This is a genomic window from Rhodococcus sp. MTM3W5.2 (genome assembly GCF_001984015.1).
GTDB classification, from domain to species: domain Bacteria; phylum Actinomycetota; class Actinomycetes; order Mycobacteriales; family Mycobacteriaceae; genus Rhodococcus_G; species Rhodococcus_G oryzae.
On the sequence record NZ_CP019572.1, the window covers coordinates 495074 to 514091 of the forward strand.

General features: G+C 67.0%; 13 protein-coding genes and 1 pseudogene. 11 read left to right on the plus strand and 3 right to left on the minus strand.

What is annotated here, in order from left to right; genetic code table 11:
- Nucleotides 1–27: 27 nt before the first annotated feature.
- From BTZ20_RS02305 to BTZ20_RS28815, 3 genes are all read left to right on the plus strand, one after another.
- Nucleotides 28–2280 carry a DUF6519 domain-containing protein gene (locus tag BTZ20_RS02305; RefSeq protein ID WP_077040234.1) on the plus strand — a complete coding sequence of 751 codons (2253 nt, stop codon included), beginning with the start codon at nucleotides 28–30 and terminating at the stop codon, nucleotides 2278–2280.
- A gap of 200 nt (nucleotides 2281–2480) precedes the next feature.
- The gene (locus BTZ20_RS02310) at nucleotides 2481–5006 is read left to right on the plus strand and encodes a vWA domain-containing protein (RefSeq protein ID WP_077040235.1); all 2526 of its coding nucleotides are present in this window, start codon (nucleotides 2481–2483) and stop codon (nucleotides 5004–5006) included.
- 34 nt (nucleotides 5007–5040) lie between these two features.
- The gene (locus BTZ20_RS28815; RefSeq protein WP_262982538.1) at nucleotides 5041–5175 is read left to right on the plus strand and encodes a hypothetical protein; all 135 of its coding nucleotides are present in this window, start codon (nucleotides 5041–5043) and stop codon (nucleotides 5173–5175) included.
- A 1077-nt stretch (nucleotides 5176–6252) separates the two neighbouring features.
- On the opposite strand, the gene BTZ20_RS02320 is transcribed toward BTZ20_RS28815, so the two are convergent.
- The gene (locus BTZ20_RS02320) at nucleotides 6253–7014 is read right to left on the minus strand and encodes a BTAD domain-containing putative transcriptional regulator (RefSeq protein ID WP_083742468.1); all 762 of its coding nucleotides are present in this window, start codon (nucleotides 7012–7014) and stop codon (nucleotides 6253–6255) included.
- Between the two features lie 339 nt (nucleotides 7015–7353).
- Between BTZ20_RS02320 and BTZ20_RS28820 the strand changes: the two genes are divergently transcribed.
- Genes BTZ20_RS28820 through BTZ20_RS02340 form a run of 4 tightly spaced genes read left to right on the plus strand, consistent with a single transcriptional unit; the run spans nucleotide 7354 to nucleotide 12233 of the window.
- Complete coding sequence (locus tag BTZ20_RS28820; RefSeq protein ID WP_077040237.1) at nucleotides 7354–8427, plus strand: S8 family serine peptidase; 1074 nt, start codon at nucleotides 7354–7356, stop codon at nucleotides 8425–8427.
- Nucleotides 8349–9617, plus strand: a complete 1269-nt coding sequence (locus BTZ20_RS02330) for a S8 family serine peptidase (RefSeq protein WP_077040238.1) — start codon at nucleotides 8349–8351, stop codon at nucleotides 9615–9617. Before BTZ20_RS28820 ends, BTZ20_RS02330 begins: the two co-directional genes overlap by 79 nt.
- Before the next feature lie 58 nt (nucleotides 9618–9675).
- Nucleotides 9676–11013: an ATP-binding protein gene (locus BTZ20_RS02335; protein ID WP_145982168.1), complete on the plus strand. Its 1338-nt coding sequence runs from the start codon at nucleotides 9676–9678 to the stop codon at nucleotides 11011–11013.
- Nucleotides 11013–12233, plus strand: coding sequence for a helix-turn-helix domain-containing protein (locus tag BTZ20_RS02340; RefSeq protein WP_077040240.1), 1221 nt, complete (start codon nucleotides 11013–11015; stop codon nucleotides 12231–12233). The genes BTZ20_RS02335 and BTZ20_RS02340 overlap by 1 nt, the downstream gene beginning before the upstream one ends.
- Before the next feature lie 6 nt (nucleotides 12234–12239).
- Here the strand turns inward: BTZ20_RS02340 and BTZ20_RS02345 are convergent, their stop codons facing one another.
- Nucleotides 12240–14177, minus strand: a complete 1938-nt coding sequence (locus tag BTZ20_RS02345; protein WP_145982169.1) for a helix-turn-helix transcriptional regulator — start codon at nucleotides 14175–14177, stop codon at nucleotides 12240–12242.
- 23 nt (nucleotides 14178–14200) lie between these two features.
- Complete coding sequence (locus tag BTZ20_RS02350; protein WP_077040242.1) at nucleotides 14201–14833, minus strand: ATP-binding protein; 633 nt, start codon at nucleotides 14831–14833, stop codon at nucleotides 14201–14203.
- Nucleotides 14834–15106: 273 nt separating this feature from the next.
- Here BTZ20_RS02350 and BTZ20_RS02355 point away from each other — a divergent pair, with 273 nt between their 5' ends.
- From BTZ20_RS02355 to BTZ20_RS02370, 4 genes and pseudogenes are all read left to right on the plus strand, one after another.
- Nucleotides 15107–15718, plus strand: coding sequence for a hypothetical protein (locus BTZ20_RS02355; protein WP_077040243.1), 612 nt, complete (start codon nucleotides 15107–15109; stop codon nucleotides 15716–15718).
- Between the two features lie 157 nt (nucleotides 15719–15875).
- Nucleotides 15876–16520 carry a TetR/AcrR family transcriptional regulator gene (locus tag BTZ20_RS02360; protein ID WP_077040244.1) on the plus strand — a complete coding sequence of 215 codons (645 nt, stop codon included), beginning with the start codon at nucleotides 15876–15878 and terminating at the stop codon, nucleotides 16518–16520.
- A 56-nt stretch (nucleotides 16521–16576) separates the two neighbouring features.
- Nucleotides 16577–18177 (plus strand): annotated as a pseudogene (locus BTZ20_RS02365) (FAD-binding protein); the annotation flags it as partial.
- On the plus strand, nucleotides 18177–18977 hold the full coding sequence (locus BTZ20_RS02370) for an SDR family oxidoreductase (protein WP_077040245.1): 801 nt from the start codon (nucleotides 18177–18179) through the stop codon (nucleotides 18975–18977). The pseudogene BTZ20_RS02365 and the gene BTZ20_RS02370, both read left to right, overlap by 1 nt.
- Nucleotides 18978–19018 lie beyond the last annotated feature (41 nt).

The following is a 19018-nucleotide window of genomic DNA, read 5'->3' on the forward strand; positions in this document are numbered from 1 at the left end:
TCGACAGCCCGAGCTAGGAGAACCACCATGGGCGACTTCTCCCGCAGCACGTTCGACCGGATGAAACACTACGTCGGCGTCCGGCTGCAGCAGGGCGTACCCATCGTTGACGCGGACTGGAACGAACTCGAGGACATCCGCAAGTACGAGCTGCAGGCGTTCCTGAAGTGGTTCGTCGGGGACGGTGTGCCGGCGGGCAACGACGGGTTCCGGATCGCGCCGCTGGCCGGAGGCGGCGTCGGGACCATCCGCCTGACATCGCTCGGCACCGGGCCGGCCCGCTCGTCGGTTACCGTCGACGTCGCAACGTCGACAGCCGCCGCTGCGCTCGGGTTCGCCGCGGCCAACCGGACCACCGCGCGCACCGGCTCCAGCCCAGCACAGCTCACCGGCGACGCGGCCCCACCGTTCGCCCTGACTGCGGGAATGACCCTCGCAGTCAGCGCCGAGGGGACGGCCAACGAGACGGTGACATTCACCGCCGGATCGTTCGCGAACATCGGCGCCGCCACCGCGGCCGAGGTCGTCGCCGCTGTCAACGCCACGGTCACCGGGGTGAGCGCATCGGTCGGCACCGGCGACGACTTCACAATCATGGGTGGCGATGGCACCCCCGAAGGGGCCGGCCGACTGCTGGTCGACGGCCGCGACGCGATCATCGAGGCACGCCTGACGTACAGCTCGCAGCCGTTGTTCGACAACAACACCCTCGCGGTGGAATGGGGCGTCCCCGTGGTACCGGCGTTGTCCGCGTCTCCGGGCAACCGGGACGATCTGGTGTACCTGGATGTCTGGGAACGTGAGGTCACTGCCGTCGAGGACGATGGGTTGATCAACCCGTTGATCGGGGTCGAGTCGTGCGTCCGCACGCGGCGGGAATGGGCGGTACGCGTCCGCCTCGGTAGCGATACGGTGCCGGTGGCTGGTAACGCGGACTTCCGGTCCGGCCATTCCTACTGCGCGCTGGCACGGCTCCCCCGCCAGGCCGTTGTCGCCGCCCTCAACACGGTGGCGGACCTGCGTCCACGCAGCCTGCTCGTGCCGCCAAGCACCCTGATCGAGGACGTGCTGGGCACCAGCCCGGACGCCTACCGGCGCGGCGAGAACCGGCCGCTCACCAGCCTGCGGGAAGCGATCAACGCGTTGCTGCGGGGTGAGCTGCCCAGCACCGCCGACACCGCGATTGCGCCGGCTCCCGCACAGGACTTCATGTCCACCGCGTTTTCGGTCGTGGATAACGACATCGTGGCCCTCTGGCACTCGCGCCGGGCCGCCAACGTCAATCAGATCTTCCTCACCCGCTGGCCACTGGCCGTACCCGCTGCAGCCGCGACAAACCTGCCGGTCCAGGTCACGCCCGGCCCGACAGCACACGCCTTTCCGGATTCGGTGACGCTTCCGAACGGCGATCTGGTCGTAGCCTACGAAACGGGTGCACTGGATATCTCCGCCAGACGCGGCACGCCCGCCGCCCTGGCTAGCGCGCCAGAGATTGCGGTTGCCACGACCGCAACGACCGACCGCCAACCGCACGCCGTGCTGGCCGGTGACCTCGTGGTGTTCTTTTGGCTGCAGGTCGGCGCTACTCGCACTTGGCACTTCCGGCGCTGGCGCCATACCGATAGCACGTTCGTCGACACGTCCGCCCAGCAGCTTTCGGCCACCAACGCCGCTGTGCATTCCGGCAGCATCGGCGACTTCTCAGCCGCGCTGGACGACAACGGAGACGTCTGGGCGGCGTTTCGGACCGATGACGGCGGTGGCAACGCCAGCATCAGGTTGGTCCGCCTGCGCCCATCAACGCTATCGATCGACGAGCAGACGGTGTCCGCTGGCGGCGTCAACGAGCAGCCTTTCGTGCTCGCCGACGGTGGCGAGGCAGTATGGGTGTTCTGGCACAGTGGCGTCGATCCGGCGTCATCCGTTTCATACCAACGGATCTCGCTTCCTGCGCCCGTGACCTGGCCAACCACGTCCCCGTCGGTGGCGGTCACCGGCGCGGGTGCTGCCAGGCCGAGCGCGGTTCGCGGCACTGACGGTGCGGCGTGGCTGTTCTGGAGCCAGGTCACCGCACCCAGCAGTGTCCGGTCGGTCTGGTTGCAGCGCTATCTGAAAGCCACCAACAGTTGGGGGAACGCCCGCCAGATCACCGGCTCGGCTGCCGCCGACGACCAGCCGTTCCCCCTGCTCGGCCCTGGCGGCATCGTGCTGCTGTTCTGGTTAAGCAGCCGAACCGGGAACCTCGACATCTTCTCGAAGCAGTTCATCACGGAACTCTAGCTAGTAATCCATGCTTGCAGAGGAAGGCCCGCCATGCCAGCCACGATCGCCCCTACGACCATCGGATCCTCGTCGTACGCCGTCGAGGGCTCCACCAATGCCTGGTACTACATCGACATCGATCTGGGCATCGGCGAGGAAGCTGAACTCGAGCTGCATTGTCCGGTGGCGGCCACAGTCACCCTCACCGAGGGGCGGGCGTGCCCATCGCTCTGTCGACCACCGGACCGATCCCGACCGACAGCAACGCGACGCGCAGCGTCGACAGCTCCGGTGCACCTGGCGGTGGCGGTTCCGTCGTCGTTGTCACAATCTCGGCCACGAACATGTTCCACACCACCTGGTTGCTGCGAGCAGGCGGGATTATACCGACGGAAACAGCGCAGTTCCAGGTTAACGCTGGCGACGCCGGGATCACCAGGATTCTCGCGGACCCGGTGGCCGCCGCGCCCGCCCTGGCCCCGCTGCTGGAGAAGACACCGATCAGCCTCACAGGAAGCGCAAACTACACCACGGTCCCTCTCGGCGTCGGCCCGGCTGGTACGCCGGCACCGCCGATCCTGCGCGCACGGTGGTCACAAACCACTCCCGCCATGATCAGCGCACCACCACCGAGCACGGCGTTCAGCGCGACCATTGCCACCGCGCCGGTCAACGCGACGATCACGGCCTCGCCCGCGTTTGTGGCGCCGGGGGTATACGGCCCCCTGGACATCGGATACCGCCTCACCGCGTTCTACGACGAAATTCCGAACATGACCCCCGATCCGTCCGAACCGGTCGCCACTGCCGACGTCACACTGCCGGTCACCCCACGCACCCAGCACATGCTGCTGGTGGTCGACCGGTCCGGCAGCATGCTCGCCAACATGCCCGGCACCTCGCTGACCCGGTGGGAGTTTGCCAGGCAAGCCGCCCACGTCTGGGCCGACCTGTGGATCGCGTTGCGGGGCAATATCGGCACGAACGACAGCGCCGGCATCATGATCTTCGAGGCTTCCATCTGCGGTTGGCGGAGCGAACCGGCCGGGCCGATCAAGATCGACCTGCCGGTAAGTGGGGATCTCGGTGCGGTCGCAGAACTCGAAACTCAGACCCTCGACCTGGGTGTACCGGGCGGGTGCACGCCGATCGGCGACGCACTGATCGCCGCGATCGACAAGTTCGGGGACATCAACGGAAGCGCCGATGACCGTTATGTGATCATGCTGATGACCGACGGGATCGAGAACTCCGGTTCGGTGGTCGTCGAGGATGATTCCCCGGTACCGTCGAACGCCACCGCGACCTTCGATAGCCAGCGCAGGATCGGCGGCCGAGACGCGGTGAATCGGAGACTGGCCATCTACACAGTCGGTCTGGGACCGCTGGCGACCGTGCAAGACTCCGCGCTGCAGGATCTCGCCGCCACCGCTTCAAGTCGAGGCTTCTACCGCGCGGCGCAAGCCAATGAGTTGATGCTCACATTCGGCGAAATGCTCGGCAACGCCATCGAGTCTGAGAACATCACCCCGGTCAACCCCAGCCACACGATTCCGGTCAGCACTAACGAACACCGCCTCGTGTTTGCGCTGAGGTGGAAGTCGATCAATGATCGGATGAAAGTGTTCCGCTCGTTCGGCGGCGGTGCCGAGCAGCAGGTGGCCGGGCCCGGTGCCATCGGGGCTACGGGGATTATTGAACACCAGCGCGCCAACCACGGGATTGCAACCGTTGACCTGAGCGCGCACTTCACCGGCGACGTGCCGCCGAGCACGTGGCGGGTGGAGTACTGGGAGAACGGCGTGACCCAGAAACCCATTGCGACCGGCGACCTCCTTGCGCTGGTGGACCTGTTCGTCAAGGCGGACATCCGGTTCGACCGTGACTGTTACTCCACCGGCCAGCGAGCTTTGTTGACGTGCCAGATCGCCGCGGGCGGTGAGCCGGTCGCCGGCGCCCGGGTGTTCGTCGAGTTGGCCAGACCGGGTGAAGGACTAGGTACATTCCTGGCCGCTGGCGCGGCCGATTACAAACCCGGCCGCCCGAGCGGCCCCGACCCGTTGGCACCCCAGGCTGCCATGCTCAGCACGCTACTGGGCGAACACAGCGGCGGCTTACCTGTTACGAGACCCACAGGAGTCTTCTGGGACGGCACCGACCAACTCTGGGATGATGGGCGCCACCTGGAAGGGATCCGCGACGACGGCACGTACACCAACTGCTACGACAACCTGAACACGGAGGGCACCTACACCTGGCGGTTCACGATCAGCGGCAGCACGCCGGATGGCAACCCGTTCTTCCGTGCCGCGACCCGGTCCTTCTGGGTATCGGTGGGCGTCGAGCCGGCATCGTCGAACGTCGAGCTTAGACCCGTCAATATCGATGGGGAGAGGCGTGCCGTGATGATCACGGTGACGCCGATGGATGCCCAGGGTGGGTGGCTAGGCCCGTTCCGGGCCAGTGACGTTGTGATCACCTCAACGGACGGACGATTCCTACCGTTCACTCCACCTCCGCCCGACGGTGTCGTCTACCCACAGCGGGACATGGGTGAACTCCTAAGCCACTACGACGGCCGGTACACCAGGATCTTGGCCTACAACTCCAGTGACAATCCAGTCGTTTCGATCACTGTCCAGGGTAAGGAGTTCCCCGACCGCACTGTGAACCCGTGTGGCGGACGTTGGTGGGGTTGGGTGTGCCGACTATGGCGATGGTTCAGGCAACTAATTCGGACGTGAATATGCGTGCTTGCTCGTGTGGTTGGAGGTTTGAGTGCCACGGGTTCGCAACGAGCAGAACGTGCGCGCAGGTGGACTGGAGGCGCGGGTATCCGGAACAGCGATGCGCACTGCCGCGTTCACCGCGGCCGCGGAGGGCGCGGTGGCGTTGCGCCACCTCAAGCACTGAATCCAGTGCGATACGACAAGATCGGCAAGCTGTGGACAAAGCCGATCCCGTCAGGAAGGGAGTAGCGATACGGACAGCCAACCCACGCGAAACCAAGAGCTACGAGAATGGACCGAGATTTGGAAGTCGACCGACGACAGCCATACCTGGCAGCACACCGGCGCCAAGTTCGATCCGGGGTTGCAGCGCGGGCTCGCTCAGCTGTGGACCTGGGATGTCGCCGAGGACGGGTGGGTGTACGTGTTCTCCACGGGCTTCCAACGCGACAAGCCCCTGATCTTCGACGCGTGCGCAGTGACCGGATCGCGGACCCGAGCGGGTACGAGGGCTGGGGATGGAGGAACGAGGCGTGGAGTTGGGGCAACGAAATCACGCCGGTGCTGGAGGGAGTGGGTTCGGCGGACAGGTTCGGGGAGATGTGCCTGCGCCGCATCCAGGGCAAGTGGGTGTTCGAACTTCGATTCTTCCAACCTCGGCGGCTCGACATCGACGTGCGCGTCTTTCCGAGATCACCGACAACCTCTACGACGCGCACGAGAGCACGCCCATCGGGCGCGGCGGCGGTTGGGGCAAGAAGGGGACGACACGGTGGCGCAGCTCTATGGCCGTCGATCGTCTCCGGTTCGAGATTGGATCGCGGGTTCCGCATCCTGTCGAGTCAGTGGAAGACCGATGGCCCCGATGCGGGGTAGCCGTACCGTGTTCTGCAAGTCAAGATTCCGGTATCAAGCGACGCCGAGCTCCGCGACGACGGGCAGTCGACGTCACAGTGGTCGCCGACGTGGACGTGGCTGTCAGCGACCGGTGACGATCCGGGTCACCCAAACGTCGATTGCCTCGCGAAGTTCCTTCTGACTGGCGAGGGTCGACGATACGCGCTCGGCGCCAAGCGCATATGGCGTCCTTGTGAGCCGGTACCGAACGGTGCCCCTCCGGTCGTCGAATACACGGACCGTTGCCACCGACACTCGATCGAGTGGATCGTCGCCGCAGCCGTCGCCAGTTCGGATGGTCACGGAAGCATCGTCACAGTGAATCGTCAGGGGATCGTTACGTCGGTGTCATCCGTACCACCCGTCATGGCACGCTCGAGCAGCGAATCCATCGTGGCGGAGGGCGGAGCCCGAGTTCGTCGCGGAGTAACGTCGCGTAAATGTGATACCGCTTGATCGCCTCGTATTGGTTTCCCTCACTGATGTGCGCACACATCAACAATCGGTGGGCACTTTCCCGCAGGGGTTCACACGCGACCGCCTCGAGGCCCGCGAGGACAGCGTGGGCGTGGAGATCGCGCCTCAATAGCTGCACGCCGAGGGCTTCGAGCGCATGGAGTCTCATCTGTCGAAAGTGCTCCTGCTCGAACACAATCCATTCATCGAACCAATCGGGTAGCAGATCCTGGCTCAGCAACTGGAGGGTACGAGGGACATCGGTGATCCAGATCGTGTCATCTATCAGCCTCCTCGCGACTCCGCTGGCATCGTGGAGATCCACAGCTGCGCCCGGGGACAGTGACAGCCGCGACGGACTCACCCGGACGATATTTGAATCGATCTTGTGCAGAGTCCACAGCGTGGTGCGCAAGCTGGCCAGTGCCCGGTCGACGGCTGCATCCGGCCAGAGTGATTCCGCAACGGTCGCGCGCCGGCACGAGCCGTTCCGCACCGCCAGTAATGCCAGCATCCGCTCCGCGCGATTACTCACGCTCACCTGTTTGCCATCGACTGCCAGGGTGAGCTGAGGCAGGAGTCGCAACGACAGTCGCCTGCTGATTGCTTCTCGTTCGACTGACGCTTCGGCGGCCGTGGACGAGATGATCAGCGAGCCCGGAATGGTCATGTGACGACACCTCTCGCGGGTGAATGTCGAACAGCCTGGGTGTGAGCCTATGTTTGTTCGCGGAGGACCGCACGGGTAGGCGACTACTCATTTCCGCCAGATATGAGGTTGAGCAATCGACAAATGAACGGCACTGGGGCGGTGCAGCGTCGAATGGGCTCCTCCCGATGACGCCGCGGTGACGGCGAAGTGACTGTTCTCTGCGAGTCTGGCGCGTGTCGAAGCTCGAAGGCCAGTTCGCTCCGCGAAGGTACCGTCCTCCCTTCACGGTTCGGGTTCGACGCACCGATACCTGCGGCGAGCCGGAATCGGGAGTCCGAAAGCTCAGGAGCAAATCCCATGGTAATCAAGCGGGTCATCGCGTATCCGATGTACGAACAGGAGTGGCTTGCGGCAGGCGCGATCGATCCTGTGCAACAGACGGACAGCTACGTGATCGGCACGATAGACGACAGCAGAATAGCGGCGCTGGAGGACCAGGGCTTGATCATCGATGAGTTGCCTGCCGCGGGACCTCCCACGACGTCGGCGATCGCCCGAAGAGCATTGACGGCATCGACCGGTGTGGAGGCTTGGACCGCCGGTAACAACGACGACATGCCGATTCCAGAGCCGAACGTGCCGATCCACTGGATGGTGAGTCTCGACGGCCCACTGGATGCCGACAGGAGAGCCGCAGTCGAGGCCGCAGGTGCCCGGCTCGACGAGTATGTGCCTCGGTTCGCCTACGTGGCGACGGCGACTCCGGAACAGGCCGAAGACCTCGTCAATCTGCCATTCGTTCACGATGTGGCCCGGTACGGCCCGGAGGTAACCGGACCTATCACCCTGACAGACGGCGCTCGGGCTGCGGACGACGGAGAGGAGTCGGCGCGTAGGCGTGTTTGGGACCTATGGCTCTCCGAGGAATCTGCGCACGATTCGGTACGGGACTGGTTGTCAGAGCAGCAGGTAGCCGTGATAGGTGTGGGAGGCCGGAAGATCCGCCTTGAAATGAATCCCGATCCCGCACTCGAAAGTCGCATTGCGACATTGCCCGGCGTCCTGAACATGGTCGAGTACGTTCCTCCGAAGCTGTTCAATGACGTTGCCCGCGTGATCCTCGGGGTCACCTCGTCGAACCCGGGACATGATCTTGCGTACCGCGGAGCAGGGCAGATTGTCGCGGTGGCGGACACCGGACTTGATGAAACCCACCCCGACTTTCAGGGGCGGATCGCTGCGGCGGTGGCCCTGGGGCGGCCGGGTAACGCATCTGATCCGAACGGGCACGGTACACATGTAGCAGGGTCGGTTCTCGGGGACGGCTCCTCATCGGCCGGAAAGTTCCGGGGGTGGCACCGGAGGCGCGACTGTACTTCCAGTCAGTTCTGGATTCGCATGGGAATCTTGGTGGCCTGCCGGTGGCACTAGAAGATCTGTTCGAACCTGCGTACCAGGCCGGCGCCCGGATTCACAACAACAGCTGGGGTGCCGCCACAGCATCGGCCTACACCGTGAACTCCAACGAAGTCGACGACTATGTCGCCAAACGGCGCGACATGCTGATTGTCATCGCAGCGGGAAACGAGGGGACGGCAGCAACACCGGTCAACTCTGCCCCTGGGTTTGTGGACTGGCTGTCCGTGGGGTCTCCGGCATCCTGCAAGAACGCGCTTACCGTCGGGGCCGCGCGCAGCAGCCGCACCTCCGGTGGCCTCTCCGCCAAGACGTACGGCGGGGTGTGGAGCCTGGACTTTCCGAACCCGCCGATCGCGACAGATAGGGTGTCGGGGAACCCGGAGTGCATGGCCGCATTCAGCAGCAGGGGGCCATGCGATGACCACCGCATCAAGCCGGACCTCGTCGCACCTGGCACTGACATTCTGTCGACCCGATCATCTTCGGCGCCGGCGGCAAACTACTGGGGTCAGCACGCGAACTCCCGGTACGCCTACATGGGCGGCACCAGCATGGCCTGTCCTCTTGTCGCGGGCTGCGCCGCATTGGTCCGCGAGTACTTCGTTACGAAACGGGACATGACGCCCAGCGCCGCCCTACTTAAGGCAACGCTTATCAACGGAACACGCTGGCTCAGCGGCGCCGACTCGATAGCAGATCACCGGTTGCGGCCCAATTACCACCAGGGTTTTGGGGAGGTGGACCTCGGGGCCACGCTGCCAAGCGCGGCTGCGCCGACCTTCCGACTCGAATTCGTGGACACCTGGAAGAGCACAGTGATGCAGTTCGCCGAAACAGGGCGAGCCTTCCGTTTCACTCTGCAGGTTGGTGCAGGACTTCCGCTGCGGATCTGCATGGCGTACACGGATCTGCCTGGTAGGGCGCTGCAGAATGACGTCAGCATGATTGTCGAGGATCCAGGCAGGCGGAAGTTCGTGGGAAATGTCGATTTGCCTGGGAGTGTCCGGCGGCCCTCCGACGCAGAGAACAATGTGGAGGTTGTCCGTGTCGAGGACCCCATGCCTGGCCGCTGGGTGATTCAGGTGTTTGCCCGCAATCTCCTACGTGGCCCTCAGGACTTTGCGCTGGTTGCCACGGGGAGCTTGTGTCGGCATTGCGCCGGGCCGTCCAGCCGTAGCGGTCGCACCACAATTGCCGCGTAGGCACGAGGTCAGCGCCATCGGGCCCGACACCGTGCGGGGCCACGCCTACAATTCCCCCATGGTCCTTCGGTGGCCATTGATCCCACGGGGGGACGAGATCGGGACCTCCTCCCCGGCGCCGTCACGCGGTGTCGTGATCGTCGGCCCCGCCGGGGTCGGGAAGACGACGCTGGCGCGCACCATCGCATCGCAGAGTCCCAGCGCCGTGTGGGCGGTCGGCGCCGAGTCGACCCGCCGGATTCCGCTCGGCGCCTTTGCGCACCTGATCGAGATTGGCGGGGCACCCGATCAGGTGATGGCCTTCGCGAATGCCCGATCCGTTCTCGGCGGTCGTCACATCACCCTTGTGGTGGATGATGCCGACCTGTTGGACCCGCTGTCCGCGGCCCTGATCAGGCAGCTCCTGGAGGACGACGTCCACCTGGTCGTGACCGTCGGCAGTGTCGACAGCGGCCCAGAACCGGCGATCGTGGCCGACGGAGCACTCGATCGAATCGATCTCGCTCCCTTCGCTCGCGAGGATGCCTATCGGGTGCTCGAGGCGGCGCTGGACGGGCCGCTGGATCGGGTCAGCGCGCAGTGGATGTGGGAGGTGTCGGAGGGCAATCCGCTGTACCTGAGGCACCTCGTCGAGGGGTCCTGGGATTCCGGATTGCTGTTTCAGATCGGTGGCGTCTGGCAGCTCAAGTCCCGCCCGGTGGTGACCGATGAGCTGGCCACGCTCCTCATATCGCGTCTGCCGACCGAGGAACCGGACGTGATGGACGTGTTGCGGCTGCTTGCCTTCGCCGGTGACCTCGACATCAAGATGCTCGCTCGCGCCGCGTCGCCCGGCGCGGTGGCCGCGGCGCGACGCCGGGGGCTCCTCTGGTCCGGTTCGGACGGGACCCTACGCGTGGTGCGGCTGGGCCACCCGGTCCTGGGCGAGGCCCTTCGCGAGCGAACTCCCATGCTGGCCGCGCGCAGCCTGCGGGGGCGATTGGTGCGCGCCCTCGCCGCGGGTCCGACCGCGGGCGAGGAGCTCCGGATGGCGACGCTCGCGCTGGACGGCGAGGTCGACCTCGACGACGCACTCCTGGTCGATGCGTCCGAACGTGCACTCGCGCTGTGTGACTACCCCCTCGCGGAACGGCTCGCGCAGGCGGCGCTAGTCCGCGGCTGCGGGCTCCGGGCAGCGGTGATCCTCGCGCGGGCCATGACGTGGCAGGGCAGGGCCCAGGAGGCCGATGTGCTGCTCGGCTCATTCGACCCCATCGAGGTGCCGGAATACGAACATCTCGCCTGGGGCTGTGGCGGGCGACCACCTACTTCTTCGACAACAGGCAGGACGCGGCCCGGCGTGAGCTGGACGGGCTGCGGGAACACGCGACCAGTCGCGAGGGATTGGAAGTGTTGATGTCGGCGGACGTGACCTTCGACTTCTTTGCCAACGAGGTGCCGCGTTCGATCGAGCTGACGCGCAGCCTCTTCGGGGCGGAGAATAGTTCGGCTCTGGCGCTGAGCTTTGCCGCATCCACGGGTGGGTTCGCTCTGGCCAGGGCCGGTCACACCGATGAGGTGCCCGAGATCACGTCCCGCGGGGTGGCGGCGGCCACCGGCACCGGGTTCCTGTTGGGGCGCATGCAGATCGGCGTGGCCGAGGTGTCGGCGGCTACCCTGTCCGGCAACCTCACTGGTGTCAGCGAGATGTTGGACCGTTATTCGATAGCCACTCCTCCTGGACGGTCGAGGTGGGTGGTGGAGGGGTATATCCACGGCCTCGCGCACCTGGCGGCGGGCCGGGTCATCGAGGCGGAGGACCACTTTCGGCGCGGTCGCGCCGCAGCCGTGAACGGTGGCCCACGAATGTGGGTTGTGCTGTGCTCGATCGGCCTGTGTCAGGCACTCGGCGTGCAGGGACGGGCCGAGCAGGCAATCGAGGCCCTCGACTGTGCAGAGGAGTCCTTCGGTGAGCATCTCGCAACGTTCGGACCGGATCTGTCACACGCCAGGGCGTGGATCATCGCGGCGCGTGGGGAACACCGGGAGGCGATCAGGGTGGCACGCGACGCCGCCGCACTCGCCCGGGAGGGGTCGATGTTCGCGGTCGAGGCGATGGCCTTGCACACCGCGGTCCGGTTCGGGGATCGGTCGGCGGCGGGAAGGCTGAACCGTCTCACGCGCCGCGTCGACGGCCCGTTCGTCCGTGTCGCGGCGGCACACGCGCAGGCGTGGCAGGATCGCGATGGTCACGGATTAGACAGTGTCGCAGCCGAGTTCGAGGCCATGTCTGCGAATCTGCTCGCGGCCGACGCAGCCGCGCAGGCTGCGATGACGCATCACCGGGGTGGGGGCAGCCTCGATGAACGGCGGTCCGCGGCCACGGCTCGGCGGCTCGCCGCCGAGTGCGCGGGCGCGCGCACCCCGGCGCTGAGCGTGCTCGAGAAGCCGATGGCACTGACCGGACGGGAACGCGTCGTCGCCGCCCTCGTCGCCACGGGCATGACCAATCGGGAGATCGCGGAGCGGCTGACGCTGTCCGTGCGGACGGTCGAGGGGCATGTGCACCGCCTGCTCGCGAAACTTGACACCAAAGATCGAGAAGCGCTGATGGACAGGGCGTATCGTCAGGATTGAGCTCCGCTACGGAGTGGTCTCCATGAGGATGGTTTCGGCCAGGCTCTCGCGATCGGGCACCTCGAGCTTCATGTAGATGTGATAGATGTGGCCCTCGATGGTGCGGGTCGATACCGCCAGCCGAGCCGCGATCTCGTGGTTCGTCAGCTTGGCGGCCGCGAGCACGGCCACCTCGTGCTCGCGCGGGGTCAGCGGCAGCGGTCCGGCGGCGGCGCGGATCGCGGGGGTGTCTGCGTCGCCGCACAGGCGGGCGAGGGTGTATGCCCGTGTGGATGCCCGCAGTTCGGCTCGCCGATTGCCCGCTCGCCGATAGGCCGCCGCGGATTGGGCGTATGCGTCTGCCGCCAGTAGTCGCGAGCCGCGGTGGTCGAACTGTGATGCGGCGGCCAGCAACCCGTCGCCGTCCGACGCTGCGGCGGCGACGGCCTGTGCGGTCATCGGGGCGATCAGGTGTCCGTCCACCACGTTCGCGAGCGCCGTCAACCGAGGGCCGCAGGCGCGATCGCCGAACCGGACGGCGGTGTGCATTGCCTCGGCCGCGACGGCGAACAGCCCGTGCTCGCTTGCCTGGTCGGCGGCCAGGCGGGCCAGTCCGATGGCGCGGCCGAGGTCACCGGAGGCGGCCGCGAGCCAGGCCCGGGTGATGCCGAGATCGGCCCGGTAGAGCATCGTGCCCTCGCCGAAGGCGCCCTCCGCACGCTCGGCGGCCGCGATCCCGTCGGATGGCCGTCCCAGTAGGGCAAAACACTGGGCCAGAAGGAGGTTGGAGAACACTCGCCACTCGGGATCGGTCCGCGCCAGCCCAGAGGCCGCCTCCTCGAGTCTCTTCCGCCCCTCGTCCAGCCGACCTCTGGCCAGTTCGAGCTTTCCGAGCAGCGAGCTCATGCGGTACCACGTGTCGTCGTGATTTCGTGCCAGCTCCAGGTATCGGTGTGCGCAGCGCTCGGCCGGTCCGAAATCGCCTGCATAGATCAGGGCGAGCGTTTCGCCCTGACCGATGGTGAACCGCAGTGCGGACGTGTCCCATCGGGTGAGTCCGTCCGTCTCGCGTGACCACTGCGGAACCTCGCCTCCGCGGCCCATCAGGCTGAGCGCGAGGCAGCCGGCGCCTGCCGCCCACATCCTGGCCTCGGACGGGGCGCACCGGGCGTTGCGAATCCGCTCGGCAACTTCTATTGCGGCACAGGTGTGTCCGAGCCGGACGTCGATGGCGGCGCGAGCGGCGTCCAGACGCTGGATGCTCGCCGGCGTGGTGACCAGCGCGCGGGTGAGGTGCAAGAGGTTTGTCGCGTGATCGCCGGAACCCAGTTTCCAGAACAGGTTTCCGGCCCGGAGCGTTGCCCACCGCACCAGTTCCGGCTCGGTCCGCCGGGTGGGGTCGAGCATGGACAGGAGCCATTCCGCCTCCGCGGCGCGGTCAGTTCCCGCCAGCGCGGCGGCGCGGATCAGGTTGGCCTCGAAGCCGCCGCCGTCGGTCGCCGCGGCTCGGGCCAGCTCGTCCGCCGTGCCGAAGGCGCCGAGGATGATCGCGTCGGCGGCCGCCGCTGTGAGCTCGCGGGTGCGAGCCGGTCGATCACTGCGCAGGGAGAGCTCCGCGGCCCGGATGCGTTCGGCGGGGTCTCCCGCGCCGGCGAGCCGGGTCGCCAACTCGCCTCTGATCCGGCGGGCCGTCGGAGCGTCCACACACTCGCGGATCACGTCGCCGAGGAACGGATACGCCAGCCGCGCGACCAGGGTTGGGCCCTCGGCGCCGAACCGGACCAGCCCGGTGTGCTCGGCACCCAGCAGCGATTCCTGCTTGGCCAGGTCGCTCAGCACCGCCAGGGTGAGGGGTTCACCGAAGGCGACCAATGCGACGGCCCTGCGGGTTCCCGGAGTGGTCTGGAGCCAGCGTTCGCGGAAGCGGCGGGCCAGCTCTGTGGTGACGACGGGTTCCCCGCGCAATTGCCAGATCCCGCTCGTGCGGCTCAGGTGGCCGACGGCAAGCGAACCCTCGACCAGGCGCCGTAGATACAAGGGGTTGCCCCCGTGGCCGTCGCGATGCGATCGACCGTTCGGCTCTCCACCGGCCCGCCGAGCGCCGCGACGAGCACGGTCTCGGTTTCGTCGCGATCGAAACAACCGAGGGTGACCCGGCCCAGCCCGCGGTCCTTCCGCAACGCGGTGATCGCAGCGGGTGCGGGCTCGCCTGTCCGGATCGCCACGACCAATGCCAGCGCGCCGCCGGTCGCCAGCTGGTTGAGCAGGGTTGCGGACAGAGGGTCCAGCAGGTGGGCATCGTCGACGACGATCGTGCCGTCCGCCAGTTCCTCGCTCAGGCCACGGCTCATGTCGGACAGCAGCGCCGCCAGTCGCCACGGGGAGGTCGGGTCTACCAGGCGGCGGACCGCGCCGAACGGCTTGCTCTGGGAGGCCGCCGTGCCGGTGAGCCACCGGATCGGGCGAGGAAGGGTGTCCGCGCAGGACGTGACGAGGGTGGTTTTCCCGGTGCCTGTGAGGCCCTCGACGAGAACGCCGCGGGAACCGTTGGTCGATTCCAAGGCTTCGGCGATCGCGGCGGATTCTGCACGCCGTTCGATCACCGGCCAGGCCTGGTTCACATCGTGAATTCTAGTCCGGTTGCAACGATCCGGAGAGGCCTGATCGGAAGGGTCCGCGCGTGCATGGTGCGCGGGGCGTACCGACAGCAGAATGCCCCGACCACCCGCCGATCTGGTCCACAGCGCTCTTGCGCGTGATGGGGGCCGGGCGAAGGATTGAACCCGTAGTGGCCGCCGCGCGGGCCGGGTGGTGCCCGCCGATCGGTGGACCGCGTCGGTCGGTCACCGTGATCCGTTGGGTCGGGGCCAAGGCCTCGGCTCGAGGAGGCAGAGATGTTCATCCAAGTCGTCCAAGGAAAGGTGTCTGACGAGGAGGGTCTACGCCGGTGCATGGACCGGTGGGCGGAGGAACTGCAGCCGGGAGCGACCGGCTTTCTGGGGTCGACCCGCGGAATGTCCGAGGACGGGACCTTCATCGTGGTGGCACGGTTCGAGTCCGAGGAGGCGGCCCGCCGGAACAGTGAGCGCCCCGAGCAGGGCGCCTGGTGGGCCGAGACGGAGCGATGCTTCGACGGTCCGGTCTCCTTCATGGACTGCCCGGAGGTGACCGAGTGGCTCGGCGGCGGCTCGGACGACGCCGGATTCGTGCAGATCATGGAGGGCCACACCAGCGACGCGGCCCGGATGCGGGAGGTGCTGACGCAGGCAGGCGACCAGGTGCACCAGTTGCGCCCGGAGATCGTCGGCGGAACCCTCGCCACCGACGGTGGTGGCGGGTACGTCGAGACCGTCTACTTCACGTCCGAAGCCGAGGCGCGCGCCCACGAGAAGATCGAGATGCCCGACGACCTGCGCTCGTTGTTCGAGGAAGAGGGTCGGCTGATGGGAGACGTGTCGTACTTCGACCTGCACGAGCCGATGCTCGTCACCGCGCGGCGGACCTGACGCTCCGAACCGCACGCGAAGCCTCCGGACCTGCCGGGGGCTTTCGTCTGCGCGGCCGCCTCCCGATTCCCGACACGAGCCGCCACCGAACTGATACGGTTCCGCATCGGATGCAGAAATGTATCGAAATGCGCGGTCTCACGGGAAGGAGCGGCTGATGCGTGTGGACGACACGGCCGAATCCGCGACGCGCAAGCGCGTGACGAAGCGCCGCATCCAGACGCGGGAGCGGCTGCTCGACGCTGCGCTGCTCGTCTTCGCCGAGGAGGGCTTCGGGCGCTCGACGGTGGAGCAGATCTGTGAACGCGCCGGCTACACCCGGGGCGCCTTCTATTCGAACTTCGCCTCCCTCGACGAGCTGTTCCTGGCGATGTGGGAGCAGCGATCGGCGCAGATGCTGATCGACGTCAGGGAGGCGGACGTCGCGACCCGCGCGAAGCAGCAGGGCCCGGTCACACTCGAGGAGATGACCGCGGCACTGCTCGAGGCCATCCCGGTCGACGACCGGTGGTACCGGATCACCGCGGAGTTCACCGCCCACGCCCTCCGCAACCCGTCGCTCAAGCGGGTGATGGCCGCGCGGGAGAACGCGATCCTGGCCACCATCCTGCCGCTCGTCGAGGCCGGCCTGGCCGGCGTCGGGCGGCGAGCGACGGATCCGCAGGCCCTCGGCCGGGCGTTGGTGGCCGTGCACGACGGGACCACCGTCCAATGCCTGATGGAACCAGAAAGTGACACCGTCCGCCGGGCGCGCACGAATCTGTTCGTGAGCGTGCTGCGCAACTACAGCGAGGAAGTGTGAATGTGAACGCCGATGTCATCGTGGTGGGGGCCGGCCTGGCAGGACTGGTGGCCACCCATGAGCTCGTGAAGGCCGGACGCCGGGTGTTGGTGATCGACCAGGAGAATCGCAACAACCTTGGTGGACAGGCATTCTGGTCGCTCGGCGGCCTGTTCTTCGTCGACTCCCCCGAGCAGCGCCGACTGGGGATCAAGGATTCCCACGAGCTGGCGCTGGCGGACTGGATGGGATCGGCCGGCTTCGACCGCGAGCGCGAGGACCACTGGCCACGCCAGTGGGCGCGCGCCTACGTCGACTTCGCGGCCACCGAGAAGCGGGAGTACCTGCGCGAGCTCGGGCTCAAGGTCGTGCCGACCGTCGGGTGGGCCGAGCGCGGTGGCGGAAGCGCGTCCGGGCACGGCAACTCGGTGCCCCGGTTCCACCTCACCTGGGGCACAGGACCGGAGGTCGTGCGTATCTTCGCCGAGCCGGTTCTCGAGGGCGAGAAGCGGGGCCTGGTCAACTTCGAGTTCCGGCATCAGGTCGACGATCTGATCGTCGAGGACGGCGCGGTCGTCGGTGTCCGGGGACCGTGCTGGAGCCGACGGACCTCGAGCGGGGCAAGGCGTCCTCGCGAACCGCCGTGGGCGAGTTCGAGTTCCGTGCCAAGGCGGTGATCGTCACGTCCGGCGGCATCGGCGGCAACCACGACCTGGTGCGCAAGAACTGGCCGACCGAGCGTGTCGGTAAGGCGCCGGAGACGATGATCTCGGGCGTGCCTGCGCACGTGGACGGCCGGATGCTGGCCATCACGGAGAACGCGGGCGGCAATATCGTCAACCGTGACCGCATGTGGCACTACACCGAGGGCATCATCAACTGGGACCCGATCTGGCCGAACCACGCCATCCGCATCATCCCGGGCCCGTCCTCGCTGTGGCTCGATGCCACCGGGCGCCGGCTGCCCGCGCCGAACTTCCCCGGCTTCGACACGAACCAGACCATGAAGGCGATCCTGGCGACCGGGCACGACTACTCCTGGTACATCCTCACCCAGTCGATCATCGAGAAGGAGTTCGCGCTGTCGGGCTCCGAGCAGAACCCCGACGTCACCGGCAAGGACGTCAAGCTGCTGCTGCGCAGCCGACTCGCCAAGGGTGCGCCGGGGCCGGTGGAGGCGTTCAAGCAGCACGGCGTCGACTTCGTGGTGGCGGACAACCTGCGCGAACTGGTGGACGGGATGAACAAGATCGCCCGCGGCCCGCAGCTCGACTTCGATCAGGTCGAGGGTGAGGTTCTCGCCCGAGATCGCCAGTTCGACAACAAGTTCGGCAAGGACCTGCAGCGGATGGCGATCACCAACGCGCGGCAGTACCGCAGCGACAAGCTCACCAGGGTCGCCAAGCCGCACCGGCTGCTCGATCCCGAGCACGGACCGCTGATCGCGGTGCGCCTGAACATCCTCACTCGCAAGACCCTCGGTGGGCTCGAGACCAACCTGGACTCGCAGGTGATCCGCGCCGACGGTCAGGCCTTCGATGGGCTGTACGCGGCGGGCGAGGTCGCCGGGTTCGGTGGCGGCGGGGTGCACGGCTACAACGCCCTCGAGGGGACCTTCCTCGGCGGCTGCATCTTCTCGGGCCGCGCCGCGGGCAGGGCGCTGGCGCGGGAGCTCGCATGACCGGTATGCGCACCGCGCTGGTGACAGGGGCCTCCTCCGGTATCGGTGCTGCGGTGGCGAAAACTCTTGTCGGCCGGGGATATCGGGTGTTCGGCACCAGCCGGAACCCCTCATCGATCGGCGATCCCATCCCCGGTGTCGAGTACCTGGCCCTCGACCTGACCGACCCGGCGAGCATCGAGGCGTGCGCGGCCGCGGCGGGCGAGGTGGACGTCCTGGTCAACAACGCCGGGGAGAGTCAGAGCGGGCCGATCGAGGAGCTTCCGATGGAGGCGGTCGAGCGGCTCTTCCAGACCAACGTCTTCGGCGCGGTCCGGCTCACCCAGCTCGTGCTGCCCGGGATGCGTGCGCGCGGGTACGGCCGGGTCGTCATGGTCGGGTCGATGCTCGCGAGTTTCCCGCTGGCCTACCGCTCGTCCTACGTCGCAACGAAGGCGGCGATCAAGGGCTTCGCGACCGCGGCCAGGCGGGAGGTCGCGCCCTACGGCGTTGGCGTGACGACGGTCGAGCCGGGATCGATCAGCACCGGAATCGGCGAGCGCCGCACCCACTACCTCGACGAGGGATCGCCGTACACGGACGAGTACCGGACCATGATCGCCGCGCTCGACGCCAACGAGCGCGCGGGCATCTCCGGGCAGAAGGTGGCCGAGACCGTCGTGAAGGCAATCGAGGCCGACCGTCCCAAGCAGCTCTACGCGGTGGGCAGCAACGCCCCGCTGACCTTCGCGCTGCGCCGGGTTCTCCCGCGGACGATGGTCGAGAAGCTCGTGGCCCGACGGCACGGATTGCGCTGAGCCGCACCCCGTCACGGCGGTTCGACCGCCGTGACGGGGGT

Coding starts and splice junctions, on each gene's coding strand:
- BTZ20_RS02335 (WP_145982168.1), top strand. CDS start 9,676: ATGGTCCTTCGGTGGCCATTGATCCCACGGGGGGACGAGATCGGGACC.
- BTZ20_RS02360 (WP_077040244.1), top strand. CDS start 15,876: ATGCGTGTGGACGACACGGCCGAATCCGCGACGCGCAAGCGCGTGACG.
- BTZ20_RS02320 (WP_083742468.1), bottom strand. CDS start 7,014: ATGACCATTCCGGGCTCGCTGATCATCTCGTCCACGGCCGCCGAAGCG.
- BTZ20_RS02370 (WP_077040245.1), top strand. CDS start 18,177: ATGACCGGTATGCGCACCGCGCTGGTGACAGGGGCCTCCTCCGGTATC.
- BTZ20_RS02355 (WP_077040243.1), top strand. CDS start 15,107: ATGTTCATCCAAGTCGTCCAAGGAAAGGTGTCTGACGAGGAGGGTCTA.
- BTZ20_RS28820 (WP_077040237.1), top strand. CDS start 7,354: ATGGTAATCAAGCGGGTCATCGCGTATCCGATGTACGAACAGGAGTGG.
- BTZ20_RS02305 (WP_077040234.1), top strand. CDS start 28: ATGGGCGACTTCTCCCGCAGCACGTTCGACCGGATGAAACACTACGTC.
- BTZ20_RS02340 (WP_077040240.1), top strand. CDS start 11,013: ATGTCGGCGGACGTGACCTTCGACTTCTTTGCCAACGAGGTGCCGCGT.